18 protein-coding genes and 2 pseudogenes are annotated in these 23,889 nt (G+C 62.4%); 9 read left to right on the top strand and 11 right to left on the bottom strand.

All coding sequences use genetic code 11. From position 1 onward, the window contains the following. The first annotated feature begins 14 nt into the window (after positions 1–14). Positions 15–701 (top strand): response regulator transcription factor, encoded by a 687-nt coding sequence (locus tag L9B60_RS24100; RefSeq protein ID WP_249673475.1) that lies wholly within the window; start codon positions 15–17, stop codon positions 699–701. A 195-nt stretch (positions 702–896) separates the two neighbouring features. Further along, positions 897–2,096 carry an MFS transporter gene (locus L9B60_RS24105; protein WP_249673476.1) on the top strand — a complete coding sequence of 400 codons (1,200 nt, stop codon included), beginning with the start codon at positions 897–899 and terminating at the stop codon, positions 2,094–2,096. Positions 2,097–2,125: 29 nt separating this feature from the next. Here L9B60_RS24105 and L9B60_RS30740 read toward each other — a convergent pair whose 3' ends face one another. Beyond that, positions 2,126–2,989, bottom strand: a complete 864-nt coding sequence (locus tag L9B60_RS30740; RefSeq protein WP_438866154.1) for a methyl-accepting chemotaxis protein — start codon at positions 2,987–2,989, stop codon at positions 2,126–2,128. Beyond that, positions 2,987–3,748 (bottom strand): annotated as a pseudogene (locus L9B60_RS30745) (Tar ligand binding domain-containing protein); the annotation flags it as partial. The pseudogene L9B60_RS30745 and the gene L9B60_RS30740, both read right to left, overlap by 3 nt. A 240-nt stretch (positions 3,749–3,988) precedes the next feature. On the opposite strand from L9B60_RS30745, the gene L9B60_RS24115 reads away from it, so the two are divergent. Next, on the top strand, positions 3,989–4,990 hold the full coding sequence (locus L9B60_RS24115; RefSeq protein ID WP_249673478.1) for a sensor domain-containing diguanylate cyclase: 1,002 nt from the start codon (positions 3,989–3,991) through the stop codon (positions 4,988–4,990). A 613-nt stretch (positions 4,991–5,603) separates the two neighbouring features. Here the strand turns inward: L9B60_RS24115 and L9B60_RS24120 are convergent. Further along, positions 5,604–5,855: a hypothetical protein gene (locus L9B60_RS24120; RefSeq protein WP_249673479.1), complete on the bottom strand. Its 252-nt coding sequence runs from the start codon at positions 5,853–5,855 to the stop codon at positions 5,604–5,606. Positions 5,856–6,677: 822 nt separating this feature from the next. Here L9B60_RS24120 and L9B60_RS30750 point away from each other — a divergent pair. The 3 genes and pseudogenes from L9B60_RS30750 to L9B60_RS24130 all read left to right on the top strand — a co-directional run. Continuing rightward, positions 6,678–7,055, top strand: a pseudogene (locus L9B60_RS30750) (methyl-accepting chemotaxis protein); the annotation flags it as partial. Between the two features lie 135 nt (positions 7,056–7,190). After that, a complete protein-coding gene (locus tag L9B60_RS24125) occupies positions 7,191–8,264 on the top strand; it encodes a methyl-accepting chemotaxis protein (protein WP_438866155.1) in 1,074 nt (357 codons plus the stop codon). A 114-nt stretch (positions 8,265–8,378) separates the two neighbouring features. Beyond that, positions 8,379–8,606, top strand: a complete 228-nt coding sequence (locus tag L9B60_RS24130; RefSeq protein ID WP_249673481.1) for a hypothetical protein — start codon at positions 8,379–8,381, stop codon at positions 8,604–8,606. 54 nt (positions 8,607–8,660) lie between these two features. Here the strand turns inward: L9B60_RS24130 and mqo are convergent, their stop codons facing one another. Together mqo and L9B60_RS24140 are read right to left on the bottom strand one after the other, a co-directional pair. Further along, on the bottom strand, positions 8,661–10,295 hold the full coding sequence (gene mqo / locus L9B60_RS24135) for a malate dehydrogenase (quinone) (protein ID WP_249680033.1): 1,635 nt from the start codon (positions 10,293–10,295) through the stop codon (positions 8,661–8,663). Positions 10,296–10,746: 451 nt separating this feature from the next. After that, positions 10,747–11,445, bottom strand: coding sequence for a pirin family protein (locus L9B60_RS24140; protein ID WP_249673482.1), 699 nt, complete (start codon positions 11,443–11,445; stop codon positions 10,747–10,749). A gap of 224 nt (positions 11,446–11,669) precedes the next feature. Here L9B60_RS24140 and L9B60_RS24145 point away from each other — a divergent pair, with 224 nt between their 5' ends. Continuing rightward, the gene (locus tag L9B60_RS24145) at positions 11,670–14,174 is read left to right on the top strand and encodes a UvrD-helicase domain-containing protein (RefSeq protein WP_249673483.1); all 2,505 of its coding nucleotides are present in this window, start codon (positions 11,670–11,672) and stop codon (positions 14,172–14,174) included. Here the strand turns inward: L9B60_RS24145 and L9B60_RS24150 are convergent, their stop codons facing one another. Continuing rightward, entirely contained in the window at positions 14,175–14,435 is a 261-nt protein-coding gene (locus tag L9B60_RS24150) for a DUF1652 domain-containing protein (RefSeq protein ID WP_249673484.1), read from the bottom strand. Positions 14,436–14,857: 422 nt separating this feature from the next. On the opposite strand from L9B60_RS24150, the gene L9B60_RS24155 reads away from it, so the two are divergent. Together L9B60_RS24155 and L9B60_RS24160 are read left to right on the top strand one after the other, a co-directional pair. Further along, entirely contained in the window at positions 14,858–16,483 is a 1,626-nt protein-coding gene (locus L9B60_RS24155) for a methyl-accepting chemotaxis protein (RefSeq protein ID WP_249673485.1), read from the top strand. 56 nt (positions 16,484–16,539) lie between these two features. Beyond that, positions 16,540–17,718, top strand: coding sequence for a pyridoxal phosphate-dependent aminotransferase (locus L9B60_RS24160; RefSeq protein WP_249673486.1), 1,179 nt, complete (start codon positions 16,540–16,542; stop codon positions 17,716–17,718). Between the two features lie 1,046 nt (positions 17,719–18,764). Here L9B60_RS24160 and L9B60_RS24165 read toward each other — a convergent pair. The 5 genes from L9B60_RS24165 to L9B60_RS24185 all read right to left on the bottom strand — a co-directional run bounded on the left by L9B60_RS24165 (position 18,765) and on the right by L9B60_RS24185 (position 23,867). After that, the gene (locus L9B60_RS24165) at positions 18,765–19,724 is read right to left on the bottom strand and encodes a 2-hydroxyacid dehydrogenase (protein WP_249673487.1); all 960 of its coding nucleotides are present in this window, start codon (positions 19,722–19,724) and stop codon (positions 18,765–18,767) included. Between the two features lie 13 nt (positions 19,725–19,737). Then, positions 19,738–21,021, bottom strand: a complete 1,284-nt coding sequence (locus L9B60_RS24170) for an MFS transporter (RefSeq protein ID WP_249673488.1) — start codon at positions 21,019–21,021, stop codon at positions 19,738–19,740. A 66-nt stretch (positions 21,022–21,087) separates the two neighbouring features. Next, positions 21,088–22,038, bottom strand: coding sequence for a sugar kinase (locus L9B60_RS24175; RefSeq protein ID WP_249673489.1), 951 nt, complete (start codon positions 22,036–22,038; stop codon positions 21,088–21,090). Continuing rightward, positions 22,031–22,816, bottom strand: coding sequence for an AP endonuclease (locus L9B60_RS24180; protein WP_249673490.1), 786 nt, complete (start codon positions 22,814–22,816; stop codon positions 22,031–22,033). The genes L9B60_RS24175 and L9B60_RS24180 overlap by 8 nt, the downstream gene beginning before the upstream one ends. A 67-nt stretch (positions 22,817–22,883) precedes the next feature. Beyond that, on the bottom strand, positions 22,884–23,867 hold the full coding sequence (locus tag L9B60_RS24185; protein WP_438866156.1) for a LacI family DNA-binding transcriptional regulator: 984 nt from the start codon (positions 23,865–23,867) through the stop codon (positions 22,884–22,886). Between the last annotated feature and the right edge of the window lie 22 nt (positions 23,868–23,889).

Here is a 23,889-nt window from a genome sequence, read left to right on the forward strand (position 1 = left end):
AGAAGGAAGGCGGCATGCAGATTCTGCTGGTAGAAGACAACCGCGATATTCTCGCCAACGTGACCGAGTACCTGCAGTCGCGCGGCTGCCAGGTGACCGGCGCCGAGGATGGCCTGACCGGCCTGCACTTGGCGGCCACCCGGGCGTTCGACATGGTGATACTGGACGTGATGCTGCCCGGCATCAACGGCACCCAGGTATGCCAGCGCTTGCGCGAAAGCTCGCGCGCAGACACCCCGGTGATCATGCTCACGGCGCGCGATGCCTTATCCGATCGCCTGGAAGGCTTCAGGTCCGGTGCCGACGATTACCTGGTCAAGCCATTCGCGTTGGCCGAGTTGATGGCGCGCATCGAGGCGCTGGTGTGGCGGCTCAAGCGGCGCAACTCGCGCGTGCTGAGTATCCATGACCTGGCCTATGACCTGGACACGCTGCACGTTAGCCGCCAGGGCACATCGCTACGCCTGACGCCCACCAGCCTGAAAATGCTCGAACTGTTGATGCGCCGAAGCCCGGCGGTGGTCACCCGGCGTGAACTGGAACAGGCGGTGTGGGGCGATTACCCGCCCAACAGCGACAGCCTGCGCACCAACTTGTATTTGTTGCGCCAGGCGGTCGACAAGCCGTTCGAGGTGCCGCTTATTCAGACGGTGTTCGGGATCGGCTACCAGTTGGTCTACAAGGGCGGCGAAGCAGCCTGAGGGGAAATGAAGATTCACCCCAGGCACACAGGCCATGGCGCATCGCGAGCAAGCTCTGCTCCCACAGTGAGTTGTACCGTGCCATGGCCTGTCAGACTGCCTTATTCGCCTTGTGTCCTGGGCTTTGGATCGCCATGATGTTGCCAAATGTTTCCCAGTGTTCAGTGATAAACCCATAAAAAGCCTGGCGACCTGATGAACAACCCAGCAGCTTTGCGCGAACAACCTGCCATGCAGACCAACACACGCCGCCGCGCCTTGCTCGCCGGTTGCAGCGCCCACGCGGTACACGATGGCCTGACCGATCTGATCTACGTATTGCTGCCGATATGGCAGGTGCAGTTCGGCCTGAGCCTGGCCCAGGTCGGGCTGCTGCGCGGTGCCTATTCAGGAATGATGGCCGGTTTCCAGCTATTGGCCAGCCGCGCCGCCAAACGCTGGGGGCGCGAGCGCCTGCTGGTCGGCGGTACTGCACTCGCGGGGCTGGCTTACCTGTTGGTGGGCCAGGCAGGTGGCTTGACCGTGCTGCTGCTGGCGCTGATGGTCGGTGGCCTGGGTGCCAGTACCCAGCACCCGTTGGCGTCTTCGCTGATCACTGATGCCTATGAGCCTGGCGGTGGCGTCAAGGAGGCATTGTCGCAGTACAACTTTGCTGGCGACATTGGCAAGACCCTGTTGCCTGGCTTGATCGGCCTGCTGCTGATCGTGGTCGACTGGCGTACCAGCGTCACCTTGATGGGCCTGCTTGGCCTGGCCGCAGCGGCCCTGTTGTGGTGGCTGATCCCGGCGCGCGAGCCGGCCCACGTGCGTTCATCAAAAGCCGCCAACACCGCCCCCAGCGCAGGTTCGCCCGGCGGCCTGCGTGCCTTGTTGGCCACCGGCGCCCTGGACAGCGCGGTGCGCATGGGCTTTTTGACCTTCCTGCCGTTTTTGCTGAAAAGTAAAGGCGCCGGCACCGCGGGCATTGGCCTGGCGTTGACACTGCTGTTCATCGGGGGCGCGTTCGGCAAGTTGCTGTGCGGCTACCTGGGGGCGCGCATCGGCATGATGAAAACCGTATGGCTGACCGAGTCGGCCACCTCGCTGATGATCATCTTGGCGGTGTTCTTACCCTATTTCGGCTTGATGGCCATGCTGCCGCTGCTGGGCCTGGCCTTGAACGGCACCTCGTCGGTACTGTACGGCGTGGTGCCGGATCTGGCCGGGCCAGACAAGCGCGAACAAGCCTTCGCGCTGTTCTACACCGGCACCATCGGCGGCGGCGCGCTGGCGCCGGTGGTGTTCGGCCGGCTGGGGGATGCCACCGGGGTGCCGGTGGCCATGGTGACGCTTGCAGTGATGCTGTTGCTGACGTTGCCGTTGTCGTACGCGGTGCAGCGCGGGCTTTCGCGTTGAGGCAATGAAAACGCAGTGATGCTTGAGGCCTACGCCCTGAACCGCGCCACTAGCGTATTCAATTCACCCGCCAACCCCGACAACGCCTGGCTGGCCGCCCGGGTTTTGCTGGCACCCGCCGCCGACTCGATCGACAGGGTGCGGATGTTGATCAGGTTGCTGTCCACTTCCCGCGCCACGTGGGATTGTTCCTGCGCGGCACTGGCGATCACCAGGTTGCGCTCGTTGATCTCGCCGATGGCCGCGTAGATCTGCTCCAGCACCTCGCCGCAGGCCTGGGTCAGGGTGAGGTTGACCTGAGCCTTTTCGGTGCTTGAGCGCATGGAACTGACGGCCGCCTCGGTCCCATTTTGCAGGCGGGCGATCATCGCCTCGATTTCGCGGGTTGATTGCTGGGTGCGGTGGGCGAGGGTGCGCACCTCGTCGGCCACCACCGCAAAACCGCGGCCGGCTTCCCCTGCACGGGCCGCTTCGATGGCGGCGTTGAGGGCCAGCAGGTTGGTTTGCTCGGAGATGGCGCGAATCACGTCGAGCACCTTGCCGATGTCGCGAGTTTCGCCGGCCAGGGTCTGGATCAGTTCAGAACTGCCCTGAATGTCCGCGGCCATGGCATGGGTGCCGTCGATGGTGTCCTGCACCTGCTGGCGGCTTTGCTGGGACAGCGCGTTGGAGGCTTCGGCCGCTTGGGAGGTCGATACCGCGTTGCGCGCCACCTCTTCAACGGCGGTGGTCATTTCGGTGACTGCAGTGGCGGCCTGTTCCAGCTCTTGGTCTTGCTGCTGCACGCCACGGTTGGCCTCTTCGGTCACGCTATCGAGCTGCTGGGCGGCACTGGCCAATTGCTGGGCCGAGGCGCTGATGTGCGCGATGGTCTGGCGCTGGCTGTCCTGCATGCGGCTCAGTTCGGCAAACAGCTCGCCGATTTCATTGCGGTTTTGCACCTGGATCGGTTCGCGCAGATCGCCCCCGGCAATACGCTTGAAGTGCTGGCCAGCCAGGCTCAAGGGGCGCAGCACGCGGGCGGTCAGGAAGGTCCAGCACAGGGCCGCCAGCAACACGGTGGTGAGCAACAGCACCCTGGCGATGATCTTCGCCTGGTTCAGGCGCGTATCGGTGGTGGCCATCAACGCTTCGCTGCGGGTGTTGAGCGCCTGCATCAGTGCGTTGCGTTGTTCCTGCAGCTTGCCCATGGCCACGGTGGCGTCCTGATTGGCGCGAAAGTAGGCCGCCAAGTCATTGTTGCTGGTGGCCGAGCGCTGGCCGTCGATGGCTTTGCCGTACTCGCTGAACGAACTTTCCAGTTGCTGCCCCAAGGCGGTGTTTTGCGGAGCCAGCGTGGCGGCGTAATGGTTGACCAGTTCCATGGCCGAGCGCCAGATGTCTTGCGAGCGAATCAATCGCGCCTTGGACGCTTCACTCTGGCCGCCGAGGTTTTCCAAGTAGGCGGACGACACGTTGGCGCTGGTACGGATGGCCATCAGCAAGGCGTTGTTCAGGCGGTCGGCCTGCAGTGCGGTGCGGTGCAGTTCCTGTACCTGGGCATCGCTTTCTTCGGCAGCGCGCCAGGCGCTGACGGTGGAAAACAGCAGTGCAACCACGAACAGCGCCAAAATCACGCACATTCCCGTACGAATTTTCAGATGAGCAAGCATGACGACCAACTCCAGGGATCGAAAGTGTGTGCGAACTCGTCACCTACCCAAAGGGGGCCAGGCGCTTCTGGATTGTTGTTGTCAGAAGGGTCCGCTGAGTGGTTTATCGCCTTCAGGCGCAAGGGCTTTAACCGTTTGAGGCGGATGTGTGCGATCAGCGAACGCAGTTGCTGGCTGTCGCCTCAACCTTCGACCTGCTAAATTCCCCGTGGGTTATTTCAGGTCAGCAGGAGCGCTGCGATGAACGAGGAATCCAATAACGGGTTGAAGATCGATGCCGCTGACCTCAACGAGGACATGTTGCACAGCATTCTTGAGCTGATCAGTGACGGGATCTGGGACTGGAACGCCAACAGTGGTTTTGTCTACCGCAACCCGGGCTGGTACCGGATGCTCGGCTACTCGCCCCACGCCTTGGCCAATACCGTGTTCACGTGGGAGAAGGTGATCCACCCGGATGACTTTCCACGGGTGATGGCGGCGTTCGACGCCTACATCCATCAGCGCGCCCCGCAGTACCAAGTGGAGTACCGCTGCCTGTGCAAGGACGGCAGCTACCTGTGGATCGAAGACCGCGGCGAGGTGCTGGCGCGTAACCCCGATGGCAGCGTGGCGCGCATGTTCGGCGCCCATCGCAGCATCCACGACCGCAAGCTTTTGGTCGAACAGCTGGAGCGCCGTGCCCAGTCACTGGAAGCGGTGGTGGCGCAGCGTACCCGTGAGCTGTCCGAGGTCAACCGGCAGTTGCAGCTTCAACTCGACGAAAACCGCCATCTGGCCGAGCGCGATACCCTTACTGGGGTTGCCAACCGTTACCGCCTGGAAACCGTGCTGTTGCACGAGTGCGAGCGAGCCAATCGCTTCCGCCACCCGCTTTCGCTGATCCTGGTTGACCTGGATGATTTCAAGCTGATCAATGACGCCCATGGCCATGCCCAAGGTGATGAGACGCTTATGCGTGTGGCAGATAGCATCAAGGGCTGCGTGCGTGAGGTGGACTTGGTGGCCCGCTGGGGTGGCGACGAGTTCATGGTGGTATTGCCCGAAAGCACCCTGGACGCTGCCCGCGTGGTGGCACAGAAAATCCGCCAGGCGTGGCTCGCGGCGGGGCACTTCAAGGTGAGCCTGAGCGTGGGCGTGGTGGAGCGCGCCGACAACGAGACCCAAGCCGAATTGGTGGCGCGCTGTGACCGAGCCCTCTACCAGTCCAAAGCGGCAGGCAAGGACCAGGTCTCGGGGTAACTGATGGCCCGATCTGGCTCTGGCTCTGGCTCTGGCTCTGGCTCTGGCTCTGCTTCGGCTTTGGCTCTGGCTTTTGATCTGCTTGGCTTTTGATCTTGATTGTATGCCCCATTAAGCGCCCGGGCCGACTGGAGGCGTCGATCAAGCGGCCGGAGGCGTAGCCGCCGGAGACGGAGCCGGAGACGCTTCTATTCCGGGCCGTCGTCCGCTTGAGCGATGCCGGAGGGAGGGGACCCGTAGCGCAGCGTAGGGCCCAAGCAGGGGCAAGCCTTTTTTGCTTATTTTTTGGCTGGGCCGGCACACCGGGCGTTTGACAAAAAGTGAGCCGGCGTAAGGCCGGAAAGGTGAAGTGGCCGCGCCCTTGGTAATGGATATGTACATGATTTTTGAAGCATGCTCCGAGGACGGTGGGCATATCCATTGGTTAGGGTGATGCCGAATCACCTTTCCGCCCTTACGGCGTCTTACTTTTTGTCAAACGCCACAAAAAGTAAGCAAAAAAGGCTTGCCCCTGCTTGGGCCCTCCGCTGCGCTGCGGGTCCCCTCCTTCCGGCGTCGCTCAAGGGGCAGACGGCACCGGCTATAGAAGCTTGCCGGCTGCCGTCTCCCTCGGCTACGCCTCGGGCCCTTCGGGCCGCCCCTTGATCGACGCCTCCAGTCGGCCCGGGCGCTTTACGGGGCATACAATCAAGATCAAAAGCAGATCAAGATCAAGATCAAGATCAAGATCAAGATCAAGATCAAGATCAGGATCAAGATCAGGATCAGGATCACGGCTGCTCTTGATCTGCTCTTGATCTGCTTGGCTTTTGATTTTGATTGTATGCCCCATTAAGCGCCCGGGCCGACTGGAGGCGTCGATCAAGCGGCCGGAGGCGTAGCCGCCGGAGACGGAGCCGGAGGAGCTTCTATTCCGGGCCGTCGTCCGCTTGAGCGATGCCGGAGGGAGGGGACCCGTAGCGCAGCGTAGGGCCCAAGCAGGGGCAAGCCTTTTTTGCTTACTTTTTGTGGCGTTTGACAAAAAGTGAGCCGGCGTAAGGCCGGAAAGGTGATTCGGCATCACCCTAACCAATGGATATGTGTAAGGCATCCGAATCCCGCTTCTGAGGGTCGTGAGCATATCCATTATTTCGGGAGAGGCCACTTCACCTGTCCGCCCTTACGGCGTCTTACTTTTTGTCAAACGCCACAAAAAGTAAGCAAAAAGGGCTTGCCCCTGCTTGGGCCCTCCGCTGCGCTGCGGGTCCCCTCCTTCCGGCGTCGCTCAAGGGGCAGACGGCACCGGCTATAGAAGCTTGCCGGCTGCCGTCTCCCTCGGCTACGCCTCGGGCCCTGCGGGCCGCCCCTTGAGCGACGCCTCCAGTCGGCCCGGGCGCTTTACGGGGCACACCATCAAGATCAAAAGCAGATCAAGATCAAGATCAAGATCAGATCAGGCTCGGCCTATCGACTCGATTGGGGCTGTCGCGAGCAGCTGCTCCTGAAAAACCCTTTCGGTAGCAGATAGTTACGATTATTCGACAAAAACTTAAAATCTTTCGACATGGGTCTGGAACCGCCCGATTTAGATAGTGTCAGTTTGATATCATGGCAATCACGTAGCGCTACTGCTCATTGCTCATGGAGGGGCCCGACAATCGCCGGACCGCCCTCGCACACTGACACTTTTTATGGCGGAGACTGCTTGATGTTGGGATCGATCACACAAGGGCTGGGGAATATCAGCGTTCGGGCAAAACTCACGCTGGGTTTTGCGATTGTGTTGGCGCTGACGGTGCTGATCGCGTTCACCGGGTGGCAGGGGCTCAGCTCGCTGAGTGACCGCGGTGACAAGCTGGCGGAAATTTCCAAACTCAACGAGCAAGCCCGCGACCTGCGCATTGCGCGCCTGTCCTACACCCTGAAACCCGATGGCGAGCATGCCAGTGGCGTGGTCAAGTCCATCGACATCCTGGACCGCCATGTCGACGATGTTCGCGCGCAACTGGAAACACCCGAAAGCCTGCGATGGGTGGATCAAGCCGATCGCGCGCTGGACCAGTACCGGGCCCATTTCAAGGATTTCTCCCAGGCCATCGGGGTGGCCGGTAGCGAAGATAAATCGCGCCAGGCCCAGGATGCGCTCAATACCGACATTGCCAGCTTGCTGGAGGCCAGCAAGCAGCTGGCGACCGGGCAGACCACCAAGCGTGATCATGACGTGAACCAGGCCAATCTGTGGCTGGGTGGGGCCGCGGCCTTGGCGTTGGTGTTCGGCATTTTGGCCGCCTGGTTGATCACCCGGTTGATCGTGGGCCCGCTGATGGACACCCTGAAGGCTGCCGAGCGCGTGGCCGGTGGTGACCTTAGCCATGACCTGAACGTGACCCGCCGTGATGAGTTGGGGCAACTGCAAACCAGCATGCAGAGCATGACCGTGAGCCTGCGTGGGCTGATTGGTGGTATCCGCGACGGCGTGGTGCAGATCGCCAGCGCCGCCGAAGAGCTGTCGGCGGTGACCGAGCAGACCAGCGCCGGGGTCAACAGCCAGAAAGTCGAGACCGACCAAGTGGCCACCGCCATGAACGAGATGGCCGCCACCGTGCAAGAGGTGGCGCGCAATGCCGAACAGGCATCCCACGCGGCAGTGACGGCGAGCCAGGATGCCCGCGACAGCGACGAGGTGGTGGCCCAGGCCATGACCCAGATCGAGCGCCTGGCCACCGAGGTGCGCAACTCCACCGATGCCATGAGTGAGCTCAAGCGTGAAAGCGACAAGATCGGCACCGTGCTGGATGTGATCAAGGCGGTGGCCCAGCAAACTAACCTGCTGGCGCTCAACGCTGCCATCGAGGCGGCGCGTGCCGGTGAGGCAGGGCGTGGCTTTGCCGTGGTGGCTGATGAAGTGCGCAGCCTGGCGCAGCGTACCCAGGCCTCTACTGAGGAGATCGAGGCCTTGATCGGCGGTTTGCAAAGCGGTACCCAACAGGTGGCCAGCATCCTGGAGAACAGCCGCACGTTGACCGACAGCAGCGTCGAGTTGACCCGCCGCGCCGGTTCCTCACTGATGAACATCAGCCGCTCGGTGTCGTCCATCGAGTCGATGAACCAGCAGATCGCGGCGGCGGCCGAGCAACAGGCGGCAGTGGCCGAAGAGATCAATCGCAGCGTGTTGAACGTGCGCGACATCTCCGAGCAAACCTCGGCGGCCAGCGAAGAAACCGCCGCCTCGAGCATCGAGTTGGCGCGCCTTGGGGTTCACCTGCAGGGTTTGGTGGGCACCTTCAAGCTTTGACGGCCCAGGCCCCCGGTCGCCTGCGAGCGCGCCTGGAAGCATGGGGGTGTTCAGCTCGCCATGGGCTTTTCGAACCCGCTGCTATACTTGCTTCGCAGAACAGAGGAAGCCGCCATGTATGACAAAGAAAACATCACCACGTTGCTCACGGTCATCAATCACCGCCAAAGCGAGTTGACTTCGGCCTGCAAGGTCATCGCCGACTGGATCGACCGCCAGGGCGATTCGCCCGCCGCCCTGAAGATTCGCGACAGCCTGAAGGCGGTAGAGGCAGAGGAGCAGTTGGTCAACAGGACCCTGACGTCGCTGAAGGTTGATCGGCCGTTGCCCAGGTTCCGCTAGGGCACAAAAAAGCCCCGCGCAGCCAAGGCTGCGCGGGGCTTTTTCAGTTACAGATTACAAGGCCATGTCAGCAGCAGGATTGCTCTCTTTTGCTTTTGCCTTGTCTTGGGCCGCAGGTTGCACGGTTACCGTCTGGTCGATCACCGGTGGGGTGTTGAGTTGCAACACCTCGGCGGTGTAGTTCCATTCTTTCTGTACGGCGGCAGGGCTGTCGTTCAGCTTGGTGCCATAGCTAGGCACGATCTGGTGCAGCTTTTCCTGCCAGGCCGGGGTGGCGACCTTGTCCTTGTAGATCTTCTCAAGCACACCCATCATGATCGGGGCTGCAGTCGAGGCACCTGGGGAGGCACCCAGCAGGCCAGCCATCGTGCCGTCCTGGGCGTACACGACTTCGGTGCCCAGCTTCAACACGCCGCCTTTCTCGGCATCGCGCTTGATGATCTGCACGCGCTGGCCGGCTTGCCACAGGCGCCAGTCTTCTTTCTTGGCGTGTGGGAAGTACTCTTTGAGTGCATTGAAGCGGTCGTCATCGGACATCATCAACTGGCCGGCCAGGTACTCGATCAGCGGGTACTGCTCAACGCCCACTTTGGTCATCGGCCACACGTTATGCGTGGTGGTGGTCGACAGCAGGTCCAGGTACGAGCCTTGCTTGAGGAACTTGGTGGAGAAGGTGGCGAATGGCCCGAACAGGATCATGCGCTTGCCGTCCAGCACGCGGGTGTCCAGGTGCGGCACGGACATGGGCGGTGCGCCGGTGGAGGCAATGCCGTAGGCCTTGGCCATGTGCTGCAGGGCGATGTCCTGGTTATCAGTCACCAGGAACGAGCCGCCTACCGGGAAGCCGCCGTATTCGCGAGCTTCAGGGATGTCGGCTTTTTGCAGCAGCTTCAACGCGCCGCCGCCAGCGCCGATGAACACGAATTTCGCGTCGGTGCCGTGGGTGGTGCCGTCTTTCAGGTTTTTGTACTCGACGTGCCAGCCGCCATCCTTGTTGCGGGTGATCTCTTCGACTTCGCTCCCAAGCTTCAGGCTGAAGTTAGGCTTGGTCTGCAGGGCAGCGACGTACTGGCGGGTCACTTCACCCCAGTTGACGTCGGTACCGATCGGCGACCAGGTGGCAGCGATCTTTTGGTTGGGGTCACGCCCCTCCATCATCAGTGGGACCCACTGCTTGATCTGCGCTTGGTCTTCGCTGTACTGCATGCCACGGAACAATGGGCTGGTTTGCAGCGCCTCGTAACGGGCCTTCAGGAACTTGACGTTATCGTCACCCCACATGAAGCTCATGTGCGGGGTAGAGTTGATGAACGAGTGCGGGTTTTTCAAGACGCCCGACTTGACCTGCCAGGCCAGGAACTGACGCGTGACCTGGAAGGCCTCGTTGATCTCGATCGCCTTGGTAATCTCGATCTTGCCGTCTTTACCGTAGGGGGTGTAGTTCGACTCGGCCAAGGCGGAGTGCCCGGTACCGGCGTTGTTCCAACCGTTGGAGCTTTCTTGGGCTACGCCATCGAGGCGCTCGACCATTTCCATGGTCAGATCCGGCTCCAGTTCGTTGAGCCACACGCCCAGGGTGGCGCTCATGATGCCGCCGCCAACCAACAACACATCGACTTTTTTAGTTTCGGCTGCGTGCACAGGCACCAGCGTCATTGACAGCGCAAGGCCAAACAAGGCCGTGTTCATTTTGTTCAACACAGTGTATCCCTCTAATAAACGCCGTCCGCCCGCCCTGCCTGACCAAGAGGTGCACCTTTTCACGGCAGGCTAGATACCGTCGACAAAGGTTTACGCACTCGGCAAACACGTGAGGCTGGACATGAAGTCGATAGGACACTATCGACTTCGCTGATATGTCCCACCTGTGCTGACTTTTTGTTCATTATTGGATTCAGCTACTTGGGTGACACTAATTCTTTTGTACTTCACGGGGTGGCGGATTGAATGGATCCGACGAAGCTTCGCCCCTGCGCTATGGTGCGTGCAGTGGGTTTTGTGAGGCTCGAAGTTCGTTTCACCCGATGGCGGTACGGGACCGCGGCGGCATAATACCATGAGGTATGGCACTTTAGCCCCTTGTTTGGAAAGCCAATTTCGTTGTTGCCAACGCTGGCTTTGCCGCTGCTCGGGGCTGTGCTTAGGCGACGTCTACCAGCACGATCTCGGCGTCTTCCAAGGCCGTGACCCGCAGGCTGTGCTCGTTTTGCACGGCGATGCCGTCGCGGGCTTCGGCGCGCAGGCCGTTGACTTCGATCACGCCCTTGGCTGGCACTAAGTATGCCTTGCGGCCAGCCGCCAGCACGTACTCGGCGGTTTCGCCGGCCTTGATCGTCGCGGCCACCAGGCGTGCGTTGGCGCGGATGCGCAGGCTCACGTCATCATCGGGCTTGCCGCTGGCCAAGGTCACGAAACCTTCGTTGCGTTCACCTTTAGGGAACGGCCGTGCGCCCCACGACGGTGCCGCGCCGCTTTCATCGGGAATGATCCAGATCTGGAAAATACGCGTGGCGCTGGTTTCCAGGTTGTACTCGCTGTGGGCAATGCCGGTGCCCGCGCTCATCACTTGTACGTCGCCGGCCTCGGTGCGGCCCTTGTTGCCCAGGTTGTCCTGGTGGGTGATCGCGCCTTCGCGAACATAGGTGATGATTTCCATGTCGCGGTGCGGGTGTTGCGGGAAACCGGTGCCGGGGGCGATGACGTCATCGTTCCAAACGCGCAGGTTGCCCCAGTGCATGCGCTTGGGGTCGTGGTACTCGGCGAACGAGAAGTGGTGGTGCGCATCCAGCCAGCCGTGGTTGGCACCGCCCAGGGATTTGAAGGGGCGTAATTCAAGCATGGTCATCTCCTGAGTTGATGGGCTTTCAAGGCTTAATGATCGGCCGGTTTCCTATCGAAAAAAAGCGTAAAATCTTTGATGATATGATCAGCTTCATCGATAGTTTCAAGTGGGACGATGTCTCCGGTTCGTCCGCTAAATGGCTGATATGCAAGCAATAGCTGGCCTCAGGTGAGGAATCAGGCGAACATGAGGTTTGTCGATTGACACCTCATGAGGTCCGCGTGCCGTCATCCCCGCTCCAGCAGCCGCCCGAATTGTTGCCACCTGCCCAGTTGTCGTTGTTCAAGCGCTTGACCGCCCGTTTGCTGGGCCGCGGTTTGAGCCGGCTGCGGGCCCAGCATCGCGACTCCTGGTTCCATGGCCATGCCGTGGGCCAGCGCAACGGGCACGCCGAAGGGGTCAAGGACGGTTACGACGAGGGCCGGGTGGACGGTTACGAAGAGGGCCGCCAAGTGCTGCTGATTCGTGACACCCGCCCCGAAGGCCATGGCGTGCCGGGGGTGGATGACTACCTGTTCGACGACTGGAAGCTGCCCCTGACCGCCGAGCTTAAAAAGCGCATCAAGGCCGACGTGGCGCAGCGCCTGCCAGCCCATGCGCAGCCGAGCGCGGCGCAGTGGAAGATGATTTTCAGCGAAACGCCTGCCACCTACGTGATTGCCGGGGCCGGGGCGGGCAAGTCGACCTCGCTGGTGCTGCGGGTGCTATTGCTTAACCATTACCTGGGCTTTGAGTTGGGCGCCATGACCGTGGTTACCTTTACCCGCGAGTCACGCAAAGACTTCATCAACAAGCTGATCCAGGTGTTCGCGTTGTGGGGCTACGCCTTGGCGCTCAAGGATGCCCGTGACGTGGTGCGCACCTTCCACTCGCGGATTTTCCCGATGGTGCGCAGCCTGCCGGGCTTCGGCCAGTTGCGCGCATTCGAGAACCTCAGCAACCAGGCCACCGCGGGGGAGGAGGACAGCGACAGCAACCCCTTCGACTTGCGCCTGAACGACGCCCAGCGCCAGCAGATGAACCTGTGCTACCGCGACTTGCTGGGCAGCAGCGAGCGTTTCGCCGAGCTGATCGCCACGCTGCGCCGCCAGGCCTTGCAGCTCAAAGAGCTGGACCGCGACCACCCCGACGTGCAAAAGCGCGTGGCGGTGACCGAGTTGTCCTCCAAGCGTGACGAAGAGCTGTGCGACACCATCGAAGACCTGTGGTTTGCCGCTGGAGCGTGGCCGATCAAGGGTATCGAGCCCAACCGTACGCCGGTGCAAATCAATGGCAGCGCTTTCCACTGCCATGGCTACATCGCGCAAATGGACGCCTGGGTGGTGCTGGGCTTCGACCCCGGTGAAAACCAGCAGATCAAGCGCAACGGTGCCAAATTGCCGGTGTGGGCCGAGTGGGTGATCAAGCGCACGTTGTTCCAGGCGTTCTGCAGCAAACCGGTGATCTGGCTGGAAAACTACGCGGCCGCCAAGCGCCTGCTGCAATCGCTGGCCGGCGATGCGGTGGCGGGGCCGGGGTTCGACTACAAGGTCAAGGGCGAGTTGGTGACCGCGCCGCTGTTGGACTGCTTCGTGGGCGCCGCCGGGTTTATCGAGAACCTGGGCCTGGACGTGTCCGCCACCGTTGGCCAGATGAGCTTTGCCAGCGAGGACAGCGACCGGTATTTCTTCGAAGCGCTGAGCCTGTACTGGAAAGCCTTCGAGGCGCACCTGTTGCAGCAGTCGCCTCCGGTGATGACCTACAACCGCATGTTCGCCCTGTTTGGCGAAACCAGCCCGGAAAACCTCAAGCAACTGAGCAATGACAGCCTGCGTGGCCTGTCGCACCTGATGGTCGACGAGTTCCAGGATGTGTCGCCGCAGATCGTTTCCTGGCTGCGTGCCTGCCTGCGCGAGATCCGCAGCCGCGGGCCGCAGTTGCACACCGGTTGGGCGGCGCAGCACTCGTCACTATTGTGCGTGGGCGACGACTGGCAGTCCATTTACGGCTGGCGCGGCAGTTCGCCCAAGTACTTCATGGAGTTCCCCAAGCAGTTCGCCTCGCCAGCCACCACCAAGGTGATGCTCAGCGACAATTACCGCAGCCACCAATACATCATCGACGCCGCCGAACACCTGGTGCGCCCGGCGCCGGCCATCACCGGCAAGAAGGCCAAGGCCGCAGGCGGCGAGCGTGAATTGATCCCGGTCAGGGTGCTAGACCGTAACGACGAGGCCATGGCCCAGCGCATCACCGCGCATTACCAGGCCGGCGATTCGATCCTGCTGCTGTACCGCAAGGGCAGCGATCGCGCGCTGGCCGGGCCCTATCTGCAAGGGCTCATCCATCAGGAACAGGCGCTGGCCGCCAAGGACCGGCGACTCAAGCAACTGACCTACCACAGCTCCAAAGGCCTGCAAGCCGACGCGGTGTTCTTGCTGGGCGACTGCCAGCACGTGACTCGCTCGCCCTGGAAGAACCAGGCCTACCGCTTGGCGGGGCTAGGCAAGGCCGGGGACAGCGAGGCTTACGACAACGCGCAGAAGGAAGAGGTATTGCGCCTGGCTTACGTGGCGGTCACGCGGGCGGTGAGCCACTGTTACTGGTACATCGATGAGCCGGCCCAAGACAACCCGGGGGTGGCCAAGGCCAGTGACCAGGTCGCGGGTGATAAAGCGTTTTTCGAGGATGTGCGTACGCTCAGGTCCCCTTCACCGCAACCTTCCCCCTCGGCAAAGAGGCGCTGATCAGCCAAGTGCCGACAATGAGTGCGGCGGAATAAAGGCTTCCAGTTCCGCCTCCACGGCCTCGATGATGCGCTCAACGTCGGCGGCATTCATGACCGTGGCGCACGGCAGCCCGGCGATGGCAATCAGGGTTTCGCCACTGGCGCGATCAAACAGCCGGGCGATCATGCTGCTGGGCGCGTCCATGCTCGCCTCGAAACCCATCGGGTGGAAATGCCAGCGCATGACTTGGCAGGCGTTGGGAAAGGTCATTTTGTTCATGGTGCCTACCTTATGCGTCGTGCAACTTTTCGCAACCGTGAATGAGGTGCGGGCAGGGGGCCTTTGCAAGGGTGAGCCGAGCGCAAAACTGAAGTTAAAAATAGCATCGGCGTGTGAACGGCATGCGTGTTTTTTAAGAGTTATGGCAGTTTAAGTCCAGTTTTTTGATCCACGTCATAAAATGCCCGACCAATGGAAGTGCCACTGTTACGCCATGTTTCGGCTTAAACGTTTAAGCCAACGTTTGCGCGCTAAGTTCATATTTTTACGCTGTTGGCCAGCTTTAAATATTTTCAATAAGTAACTCATGTTTCTAAAGTTTAGCCGATATCCGGAGTATGGCAGTGGCTTACCCGGACGCGCTCGCCAGTGCATTGGATCAATGGCATGGATGCTTGCCGTCTCCATTTGAGAGTATCGCCATGAGCCTACGAAGCCTGAATATCGCGCCGCGCGCCTTCCTTGGATTTGCCTTCATCGCCTTGCTGGTGGTGGCCTTGGGCATCTTCTCCTCCAACCGCATGTCGCTGATCCGCCAAGCAGCGGTTGATGTACAAACCAACGCGTTGCCCAGCGTGGGCTATCTGGGTAATTTGGTTGAAGGGGTACTGCGTTTACGTATTGTCTCGTTTCGCACGCTGGTCAATCGCGACCCCTCGGCGCTGCTGGAGACGCAAAACCGTATTAACGAACTAGTGGGTAATATCAAGAAAGCCCAAGCCAATTATGAAGGTTTGCCACAAAGCAATGAAGAGGCCGCGCTTTATCGTGAGTTCTCCAATACCCTGGCTAACTACTTGAATGCTCAGAGCCAGATGCTAGCCCTGTCGCAGCAAGACAAGGTCGACGAGATGCGCGCACTGATCAATGGCGCGATCAAGGACGGTACCGACAAGATGGGCGATCAGCTCAATCGTCTGGTTGCCATCAATCGCGCCAGTGCGCAACAGGCCAACAGCAGCTCGGCGGCAGATTACAGCGCGGCTAATTGGGGCGTGGTGGTGGTGTCGGTCTTTGCCTGCTTGGCCACCGTTTTGTTGGCCCTGTTGCTGACCCGCAGTATCGTCAACCCGTTGAACCTGGCGGTGAAGGCGGCCCAGTCGATTGCCGGGGGCAACCTGACCCAGGCCATCGATGCCCGTGGCAGTGACGAGCCGGCGCGGCTACTGGCGGCCTTGGCTGACATGCAGGGCAATCTGCGCAACACCATCCAGCAAATTGCAGGCTCCGCCACCCAGCTGGCTTCGGCTGCCGAAGAGTTGAGCGCCGTTACTGAAGAGGCCTCCAAGGGCTTGGCCCAGCAAAACAACGAGATCGAACAGGCGGCCACCGCTGTCAACGAAATGACTGCGGCGGTGGAAGAAGTGGCGCGCAACGCGGTGTCCACCTCCCAGGCCTCCCAGGAGTCCAGCCAGGTGGCGGTGCAGGGCCGTGATCGGGTGGTCGATACCGTGGGTGCGATTCAGTCCATGACCCAGGACGTGCAGCAGACGTCGGTGCTGGTCGAGGGCCTGGCGGTGCAAGGGCGCGACATTGGCCAAGTGCTGGATGTGATCCGGGCGATTGCCGAACAGACCAACCTGCTGGCGCTTAACGCCGCCATCGAGGCTGCGCGAGCCGGTGAGGCGGGGCGTGGTTTTGCCGTGGTGGCCGACGAGGTTCGGGCCCTGGCTCATCGCACCCAGCAATCGACCCGCGAGATCGAGCAGATGGTCGCCGGCATCCAGAACGGTACGGGTGAAGCGGTGCAGTCGATGCAGCAAAGCAGCCAGCGCAGCCAGAGCACCTTGGACCTGGCCCGCCAGGCCGGCACAGCGCTGCAGCAGATCACCGAATCCATCTCGCTGATCAACGAGCGCAACCTGGTCATCGCCAGCGCCTCCGAAGAGCAGGCCCAGGTGGCCCGCGAAGTGGACCGTAACCTGGTGAACATTCGCGATTTGGCCAACCAATCGGCCGCCGGCGCCCACCAGACCAGCGCGGCCAGCCACGAACTGTCGCGCTTGGCCGTGGACCTGAGCGGCATGGTTGCACGCTTTGTGATTTAAGCCTGGTTCGCACAGTGGTAGGGTCAGGCACCGCGTTCATGCGTAAGGAGAACAGCATGCGTTATTCAGCCCTGACCCAACGAATCGCCGGCGAAGGTGCCGCCGCCTGGAACATTCACTACCGCGCCCTGGAACTGATGGCGCAGGGCCGTGAGGTGTTGTTGCTGTCGGTCGGCGATCCGGACTTCGACACCCCGGCGCCGATCGTCGAGGCGGCCGTGGCCAGCCTGCAGGCCGGCGACACCCATTATTCGGAGGTGCGCGGCAACCTCTCGCTGCGCCAGGCCATTGCCGGCCACCACGGCCAGCGCAGCGGCCGGCTGGTTGACCCGGGCGAGGTGCTGGTGCTGGCCGGCGCCCAGTGCGCGGTGTATTCGGTGGCACACTGCGTGCTGGACCCCGGTGATGAGATCCTCGTGGCCGAACCCATGTACGTCACCTACGAGGCGGTGTTCGGCGCGTGTGGCGCGACCATCGTGCCGGTCCCGGTGCGGCCCGAGCAGGGTTTTCGGGTGCAGGCCGCCGATGTGGCCGCGCGCATCACCGCCAAGACCCGGGCCCTGTTGATCAACAGCCCGCACAACCCCACCGGCGCCAGCCTGCCACGGGCGACCTGGGAGCAATTGGCAGCGCTGTGCATCGAGCACGACCTGTGGTTGATCAGCGACGAGGTCTACAGCGAGCTGCTGTATGAAGGCGAACATATCAGCCCCGCGAGCCTGCCGGGCATGGCCGAACGCACGGCGACCATCAACAGCCTGTCCAAGTCCCACGCCATGAGTGGTTGGCGTGTCGGCTGGGTGATCGCCCCGCAGGCGCTGGCCGATCACCTCACTCACCTGGCGCTGTGCATGCTTTATGGCCTGCCGGACTTCGTCCAGCACGCAGCCGAAGTGGCGATCAACAGTCACCTGCCGGAAGTCGACGCCATGCGCGACACCTATCGCGAGCGCCGCGACCGGGTGTGCGCGGCCTTGGAAGGTTGCCCGGGGCTGCGCGCACTCAAGCCTGACGGCGGCATGTTCGTGATGATCGACATCCGTGAAACCGGGATCGGCGCCCAGGCCTTCGCCGATCGCCTGCTGGAGCGTCACGGCGTATCGGTATTGGCAGGCGAGGCGTTCGGGCCCAGCGCGGCGGGGCATTTGCGCCTGGGGCTGGTGCTGGACAGCGAGCGGCTGGAGGAGGCATGCCGGCGGATCGCAGCGTGCGCGGTGGAAATATTGGAGCAGTGATCAGCCCCCTGTAACTGTCTTGAAATTGCGTGCCTCTCAGGATTCCCAGGCGTGCCTGTGTAGGAGCGGATTCATCCGCGAAAATGCCGCCGCGGTGCATCAGGCATACCGCGTCGCGGCTTTCGCGGATGAATCCGCAGGGTGAATCCCAGGCGTGCCTGTGTAGGAGCGGATTCATCCGCGAAAAGGCCGCCACGGTGCATCAGGCATACCGCGTCGCGGCTTTCGCGGTGCATCAGGCATACCGCGTCGCGGCTTTCGCGGAGGAATCCGCTCCTACAGGGAGAATCCCAGGCGTGCCTGTGTAGGAGCGGATTCCTCCGCGAAAAGGCCGCCGCGGTGCATCAGGCATACCGCGTCGCCGCTTTCGCGGATAAATCCGCTCCTACAGGGTGAATCCCAGGCGTGCCTGTGTAGGAGCGGATTCACCCGCGAAAAGGCCGCCGCGGTGCATCAGGCATACCGCGTCGCGGCTTTCGCGGATAAATCCGCTCCTACAGGGTGATTCCCAGGCGTGCCTGTGTAGGAGCGGATTCATCCGCGAAAAGGCCGCCGCGGTGCATCAGGCATACCGCGTCGCGGCTTTCGCGGATGAATCCGCTCCTACAGGGTGAATCCCAGGCGTGCCTGAGTAGGACGGGATTCCCCCGCGAAAAGGCCGCCGCGGTGCATCAGGCATACCGCGTCGCGGCTTTCGCGGATAAATCCGCTCCTACAGGGTGATTCCCAGGCGTGCCTGTGTAGGAGCGGATTCATCCGCGAAAAGGCCGCCACGGTGCATCAGGCATACCGCGTCGCGGCTTTCGCGGATAAATCCGCTACAGGGTGATTCCCAGGCGTGCCTGTGTAGGAGCGGATTCATCCGCGAAAAGGCCGCCACGGTGCATCAGGCATACCGCGTCGCGGCTTTCGCGGATGAATCCGCAGGGTGAATCCCAGGCGTGCCTGTGTAGGAGCGGATTCATCCGCGAAAAGGCCGCCACGGCTCATCAGGCATACCGCGTCGCGGCTTACGCGGATGAATCCGCTCCTACAGGGGGGCGATATCATTGGACGCGGTTGGGCGGTGTCTCGCCGCGCAATGCTGCGATCATGTTGTCGACCGCGCAACGCGCCATGGCCTCGCGGGTTTCTTCAGTGGCCGAGCCGATGTGCGGCGTGGCGACCACGTTGTCCAGTTGCAGCAGCGGCGAGTGCGGGTCCAAGGGCTCGCGCTCGAACACATCCAGGCCGGCGGCACGGATCTGCCTGCTTTGCAGGGCGTTGATCAGCGCCGCTTCGTCCACCACCTTGCCCCGGGAAATGTTGATGAAGATGCTGCCCGGGCGCATCAGGGCAAACTGGCGGGCACCGATCAGTTTTTCCGTCTCGGCGGTCAGGGGCAGGGTCAGGCAGACGAAATCGGCTTGCTGCAACAGGCTGTCCAGGCTGACGTGGCGGGCGTTGAAGCGCTGGTCCACGGCGGGCTTGGGCGAGTGGCTGTTGTAGATAATCGGCATGTCGAAGCCAAAATGCCCGCGCTGGGCCAATGCCTCGCCGATACGGCCCATGCCGATGATGCCCAGGGTCTTGCCGTGCACGTCGGTGCCGAACTGCGCCGGGCCGATGTTTTTGGTCCATTCACCGTTGCGCACCAGGGTGGCCAGCTCCACGACCCGGCGGGCGGCGGCCAATACCAGGGCAAAGCCGGTGTCGGCCGTGGTCTGGGTCAGCACGTCCGGGGTGTTGGTCAGCACGATGCCGCGTTGCTTGAGGTAGGCCAGGTCGTAATTGTCCACGCCCACCGAGACGCTCGACACCGCTTGCAATTGGCTGGCACCGGCCAACAGGTTGGCGTCCAGCTTCAGGCTGGCACCCAGCAAACCGTGGGCCTGGGGCAGGGCCTGGCGCAGGCGTTCACGGCCTTCGGGGCCTGTGGTGTCAACGAACGTTACCTGGGCCTCGGCCTGCAGGCGGGCCAGCAGTTCGGGCGAGAGCTTTTTGTACAGCACAACATGCTTTTTCATGAATAGGCCTTGTTCACGCGTGGGTGGGGTGCGGCGGGAGGGCCGGTTGCCGGGCGTCTTTGGTTTTCAGGCAAAGGGTCAGGATGGCCGAGGCCAGCAGCGCGCCGCTCATCAGCAGGTACGAGGCGCCGGGGTTGCCGGTGCTGCCGTTGAGGTAGCCGACCAGGTAGGAGCCGCCGAACGAGCCTAGGGCGCCCATGCTGTTGATCAGCGCCATGGCGCCCCCGGCGACGTTGGCCGGGAGGATTTCCGGAACGATGGCAAAGAACGGCCCATAGGGCGCGTACATGCAGGCCCCGGCGATCACCAGCAGGCAGTACGACCACCAGAAGTGTTCGCTGCCCAGCGCATACGAGCCATAAAACGCCAACGCCGCCAGTAGCAGTGGCGGCCAGACGAAGCGCTTGCGCCGCTGGATCTTGTCCGAGCCCCAGGACACCGCCAGCATCGCCAGGGCTGCGGCGCCGTAGGGCAGGGCCGACAGCCAGCCGGCTTCGACCATGTCCATCTGCGCGCCTTGCTTGAGGATCGACGGCAACCACAGCACGAAGCCGTACACACCGATGCTCCAGCAGAAAAACTGGATCGACAGCACGATCACCTTGATCGAGCGGAAGGCCTCAGCATAATTTTTCACCGGCTTGATGCCAGCCTGTTCGGCCTCCAGCGCCTGGGCCAGGGCTTGCTTGTCGCCTTCGCTCAGCCATTTGGCCTCGCTGGGCTTATCGTCGGCCAGGCGCCACCAGATAAACGCCCAGATCACCGCAGGCAAGCCTTCGACGATGAACATCCAGCGCCAGCTGAAATGCTGCACCAGGTAGCCCGAGACCACGCTCATCCAAAGCATGGTCACCGGGTTGCCCAGGATCAGGAAGGTGTTGGCCCGCGAGCGTTCGGCGCGGGTGAACCAGTGGCACAGGTACACCAGCATGGCGGGCATCACCACGGCCTCGACCACACCGAGCATAAAGCGGATGGCGATCAGCCAATAGGCGCTGTCGACCATGCCGGTCAGGCTGGCCAGGACGCCCCAGGCGATCAGGCTGGCGAAGATCAGCTTCTTCACGCTGTTTTTCTGCGCGTAAATCGCCCCCGGTACCTGGAAAAAGAAATAGCCGAGGAAAAACAGCGCCCCCAGCAGCGAGGACAGGCCAGGGGTCATCTTCAAATCGTCGGCCATGCCGGAGGCTGCGGCAAAACCATAGTTGGCCCGGTCCAGGTAGGCCAGGCTGTAGGTGATGAACACGATCGGCATGATGTACCACCAACGGCGGGTGGCCAATTTCAGGGTGTGCATGGTCTTGCTCCCGAGCATCTTGTCGTTATGGGCAACCGGTACGTAAAGCTATGACGCCTGAACGGGTCAGGCAGTTCGCAGCTTTTCCACCGATTGCAGTTGCTCGCGGGTTGGCAGGCCTTCCATGTCGCCCTGGCTTTGTACCGCGCGGCTGCCGATGAAATTGCCGCGGGCCACGGCTTGGGCAAACCCCAGGTTTTCCAGCAGGGCACTGACCACGCCCACGGCAAAGCCGTCACCGGCGCCCACTGTGTCCACCACTTTATCCACCCGGCAGGCGGCCACGAAGCCGGCATCCTGCTGGGTGCGGTAATAGGCGCCATGGGCCCCCAGCTTGATCGCCACGGCCTCGGCGCCGCGGTCCAGATAAAAGGCAGCGATGTCCGCAGGGGCCTCATGGCCCGTCAGCAACTGGCCTTCGGCAAGGCCCGGCAGCACCCAGTCGGCCAGGCTGGCCAGCGCGTTGATCTCGCTGACCATGCGCGTCTGGCTGGGCCACAGCGACGGGCGCAGGTTGGGGTCGAACGAGACGCTGTGGCCCTGGCCACGCATCGTTTGCATCAGGTGGCGTGACAGCTCGGCGGTGCTCGCCGACAGTGCCGGGGGGATGCCGGTGGCGTGCAAGTGCCGGGCGCCAAGCAGGGCAGGGTGGGCATCGGCCACGCTCAGGTGGCTGGCGGCCGAGCCCTTGCGAAAGTATTCCACCACCGGGTCGCTGCCATCCTCGACCTTGGACTTGAATTGAAAACCGGTGGGGTGCGCCGTGTCCAGGCCCACGTGGCTGCAATCCAGGCCCTCGCCCTTGAGGGTGTCGACCACGAAGCGGCCCAGGGAGTCCTGGCCCACGCGGCTCAGCCAGGCCACGTTGAAGCCCAGCCGCGACAGGCCAATGGCGACATTGCTGTCGGCCCCGGCAATACGCTTGTGGTAGTGGCTGACCGCAGCCAGGTCACCGGTGTGTTCGGCTACCAGCATGGCCATGGTTTCGCCAAAGCACAGGATGTCGAGATCAGCCATGGCGGGCCACCTCCTGCGCCGGTTGGCCCAGGCGGGCCAAGGTGTGCACCTGCTCGCCGGTGACGGCCACCAGGTCGTCGCCCACCAAGGGGAACTCCACGGCGCGCATCACCCCCGGGGCCATGCTGCCGAGCAGTTGCGTCCAGTCCTCAAGGTCCTGGGCATCGGGTGGGGTGGCCACTAGCTTGCCGGCTGCGTTGCGTTTGACACCCTTGCAGTGCACGTATTCGACGTACTGGCCCAGTTGCCGGGCAGCGCCTTGCACTGACTGCGCCTGCCATTGCCAATTGCCGATGTCGAAGGTCATGCCCACCGGCGTTCGCTGTTCACGCGCCTTGGCGAAGAAACCCGCCATGGGCTCGATGTGGCCGCCGGGGTTGGTCTGGTCGTTTTCCACCAACAGGCGCACCGGCTGGTGCGCCAACAGCGCATTGAGCGCGGCGAAATCACACTGGGCGGTAAACACCCCCAGCGACACCTTCAACCAGCGCGCGCCAGCGTCGGCGGCCTTGGCCAGTGTCGCGGCCAGCAGCGGGTTGGGGGCAGTGCGTTCCACTTGCCACAACTCGATAGGGGAGGAGTACACGCACGCCAGGCCTTGTGCTGAGATGGCCTGGTTCAGGGTTGGCAGGTCGACCTCGGTGAACAGCTCTTCGCGCAGTTCGATGATGCTGGCGCCGGCGCGCTTCAAGACGTCGATGAAGGCCGCCTGGCCTTGTTCGCGAACAAGGTCGGCACCGTAGCTGGACAGGCTGATGGACACGGGGTAGAGATTCATTATTATTGGCCTCTGAAACCGGTTACATATTGATCAATAACACTGACGGTGACGGCCAGTGCGGGGTTCATTTTTTCGGCGGGGTAGAGCCGCGTACGATCAGTTGCGCGGGCAGGTCCAGGCTCTGCGCCTGGGACGTGTCGCCCCGCAGGCGGCCCAGCAGGCACTCGAACGCGCGCACGCCAATGTCGTGGGTCGGCTGGGCCAGGGCGGTGATGCCATCGCCCACCAGCGGGTACCAATCCAGGTCATCCAGGGCGATCAGGCCGATGTCGGCAAACAGCGTGCAATGCAGTTCGCGCAACGCCAGGGTGGTCGCCAACGCCGCCACGCCGTTGGCGCAGAACAGCGCCTTGGGGCCGGGGCCGGGTGCGACCATGAAGCTTTGCACGCTGGCGGCCAGGTCTTCGCCGGTTTGCAGCACTTGGCCGCGCAGGGCCTTGTTTTTGCCGATCAGGGCTGTGAAGGCGCTGATGCGTTCGGTACGCGAACTGGTGCCGTCCTGGGGCTCGCTGACCAGCGCCAGGTCGCGGTAGCCACGCTGCTGCAAGTGCTCCAGGGCCATGCGCACCGCGCCGTCGTTGTCCAGGCCCACCAGGTCGCTGGGCAAATGGTCGACCTTGCGGTCCACCAGCACCATCGGCAGTTCGGCGTGCAGCTCGCGCAACTCGTCCAAGTGCTTGCCCAGGGTGTTCACAATCAGCCCTTCGATGTTGTAGCTGCGCAAGGCTGCCAGTTGCAGGCGTTCCTGCTCGGGGTCGCGGTCGGTGTTGCACACCACCAGGCTATAGCCGTGGCGGCGGCAGGCGGTTTCGACGCCGTGCATCACGGCCACGGAGTAGGGGTTGCGAATGTCGGCCATGAGCATGCCGATCAAGCGCGTGCGCCCGCGTTTCAGCCCGCGGGCCATTTGGTTGGGGCGGTAGCCCAGGGTGTCGATGGCCTGTTCGATGCGCAGGGCAATGGCGTCGGACAGCAATGCGCGGTCATCGCCGATAAAGCGCGAGACGCTGGCTTTGGACACGCCGGCGCGTTCAGCCACGTCGAGCATGGTCACGCGGGGGCGGTGCAGG

The organism is Pseudomonas abieticivorans, from assembly GCF_023509015.1.
Lineage (GTDB): Bacteria > Pseudomonadota > Gammaproteobacteria > Pseudomonadales > Pseudomonadaceae > Aquipseudomonas > Aquipseudomonas abieticivorans.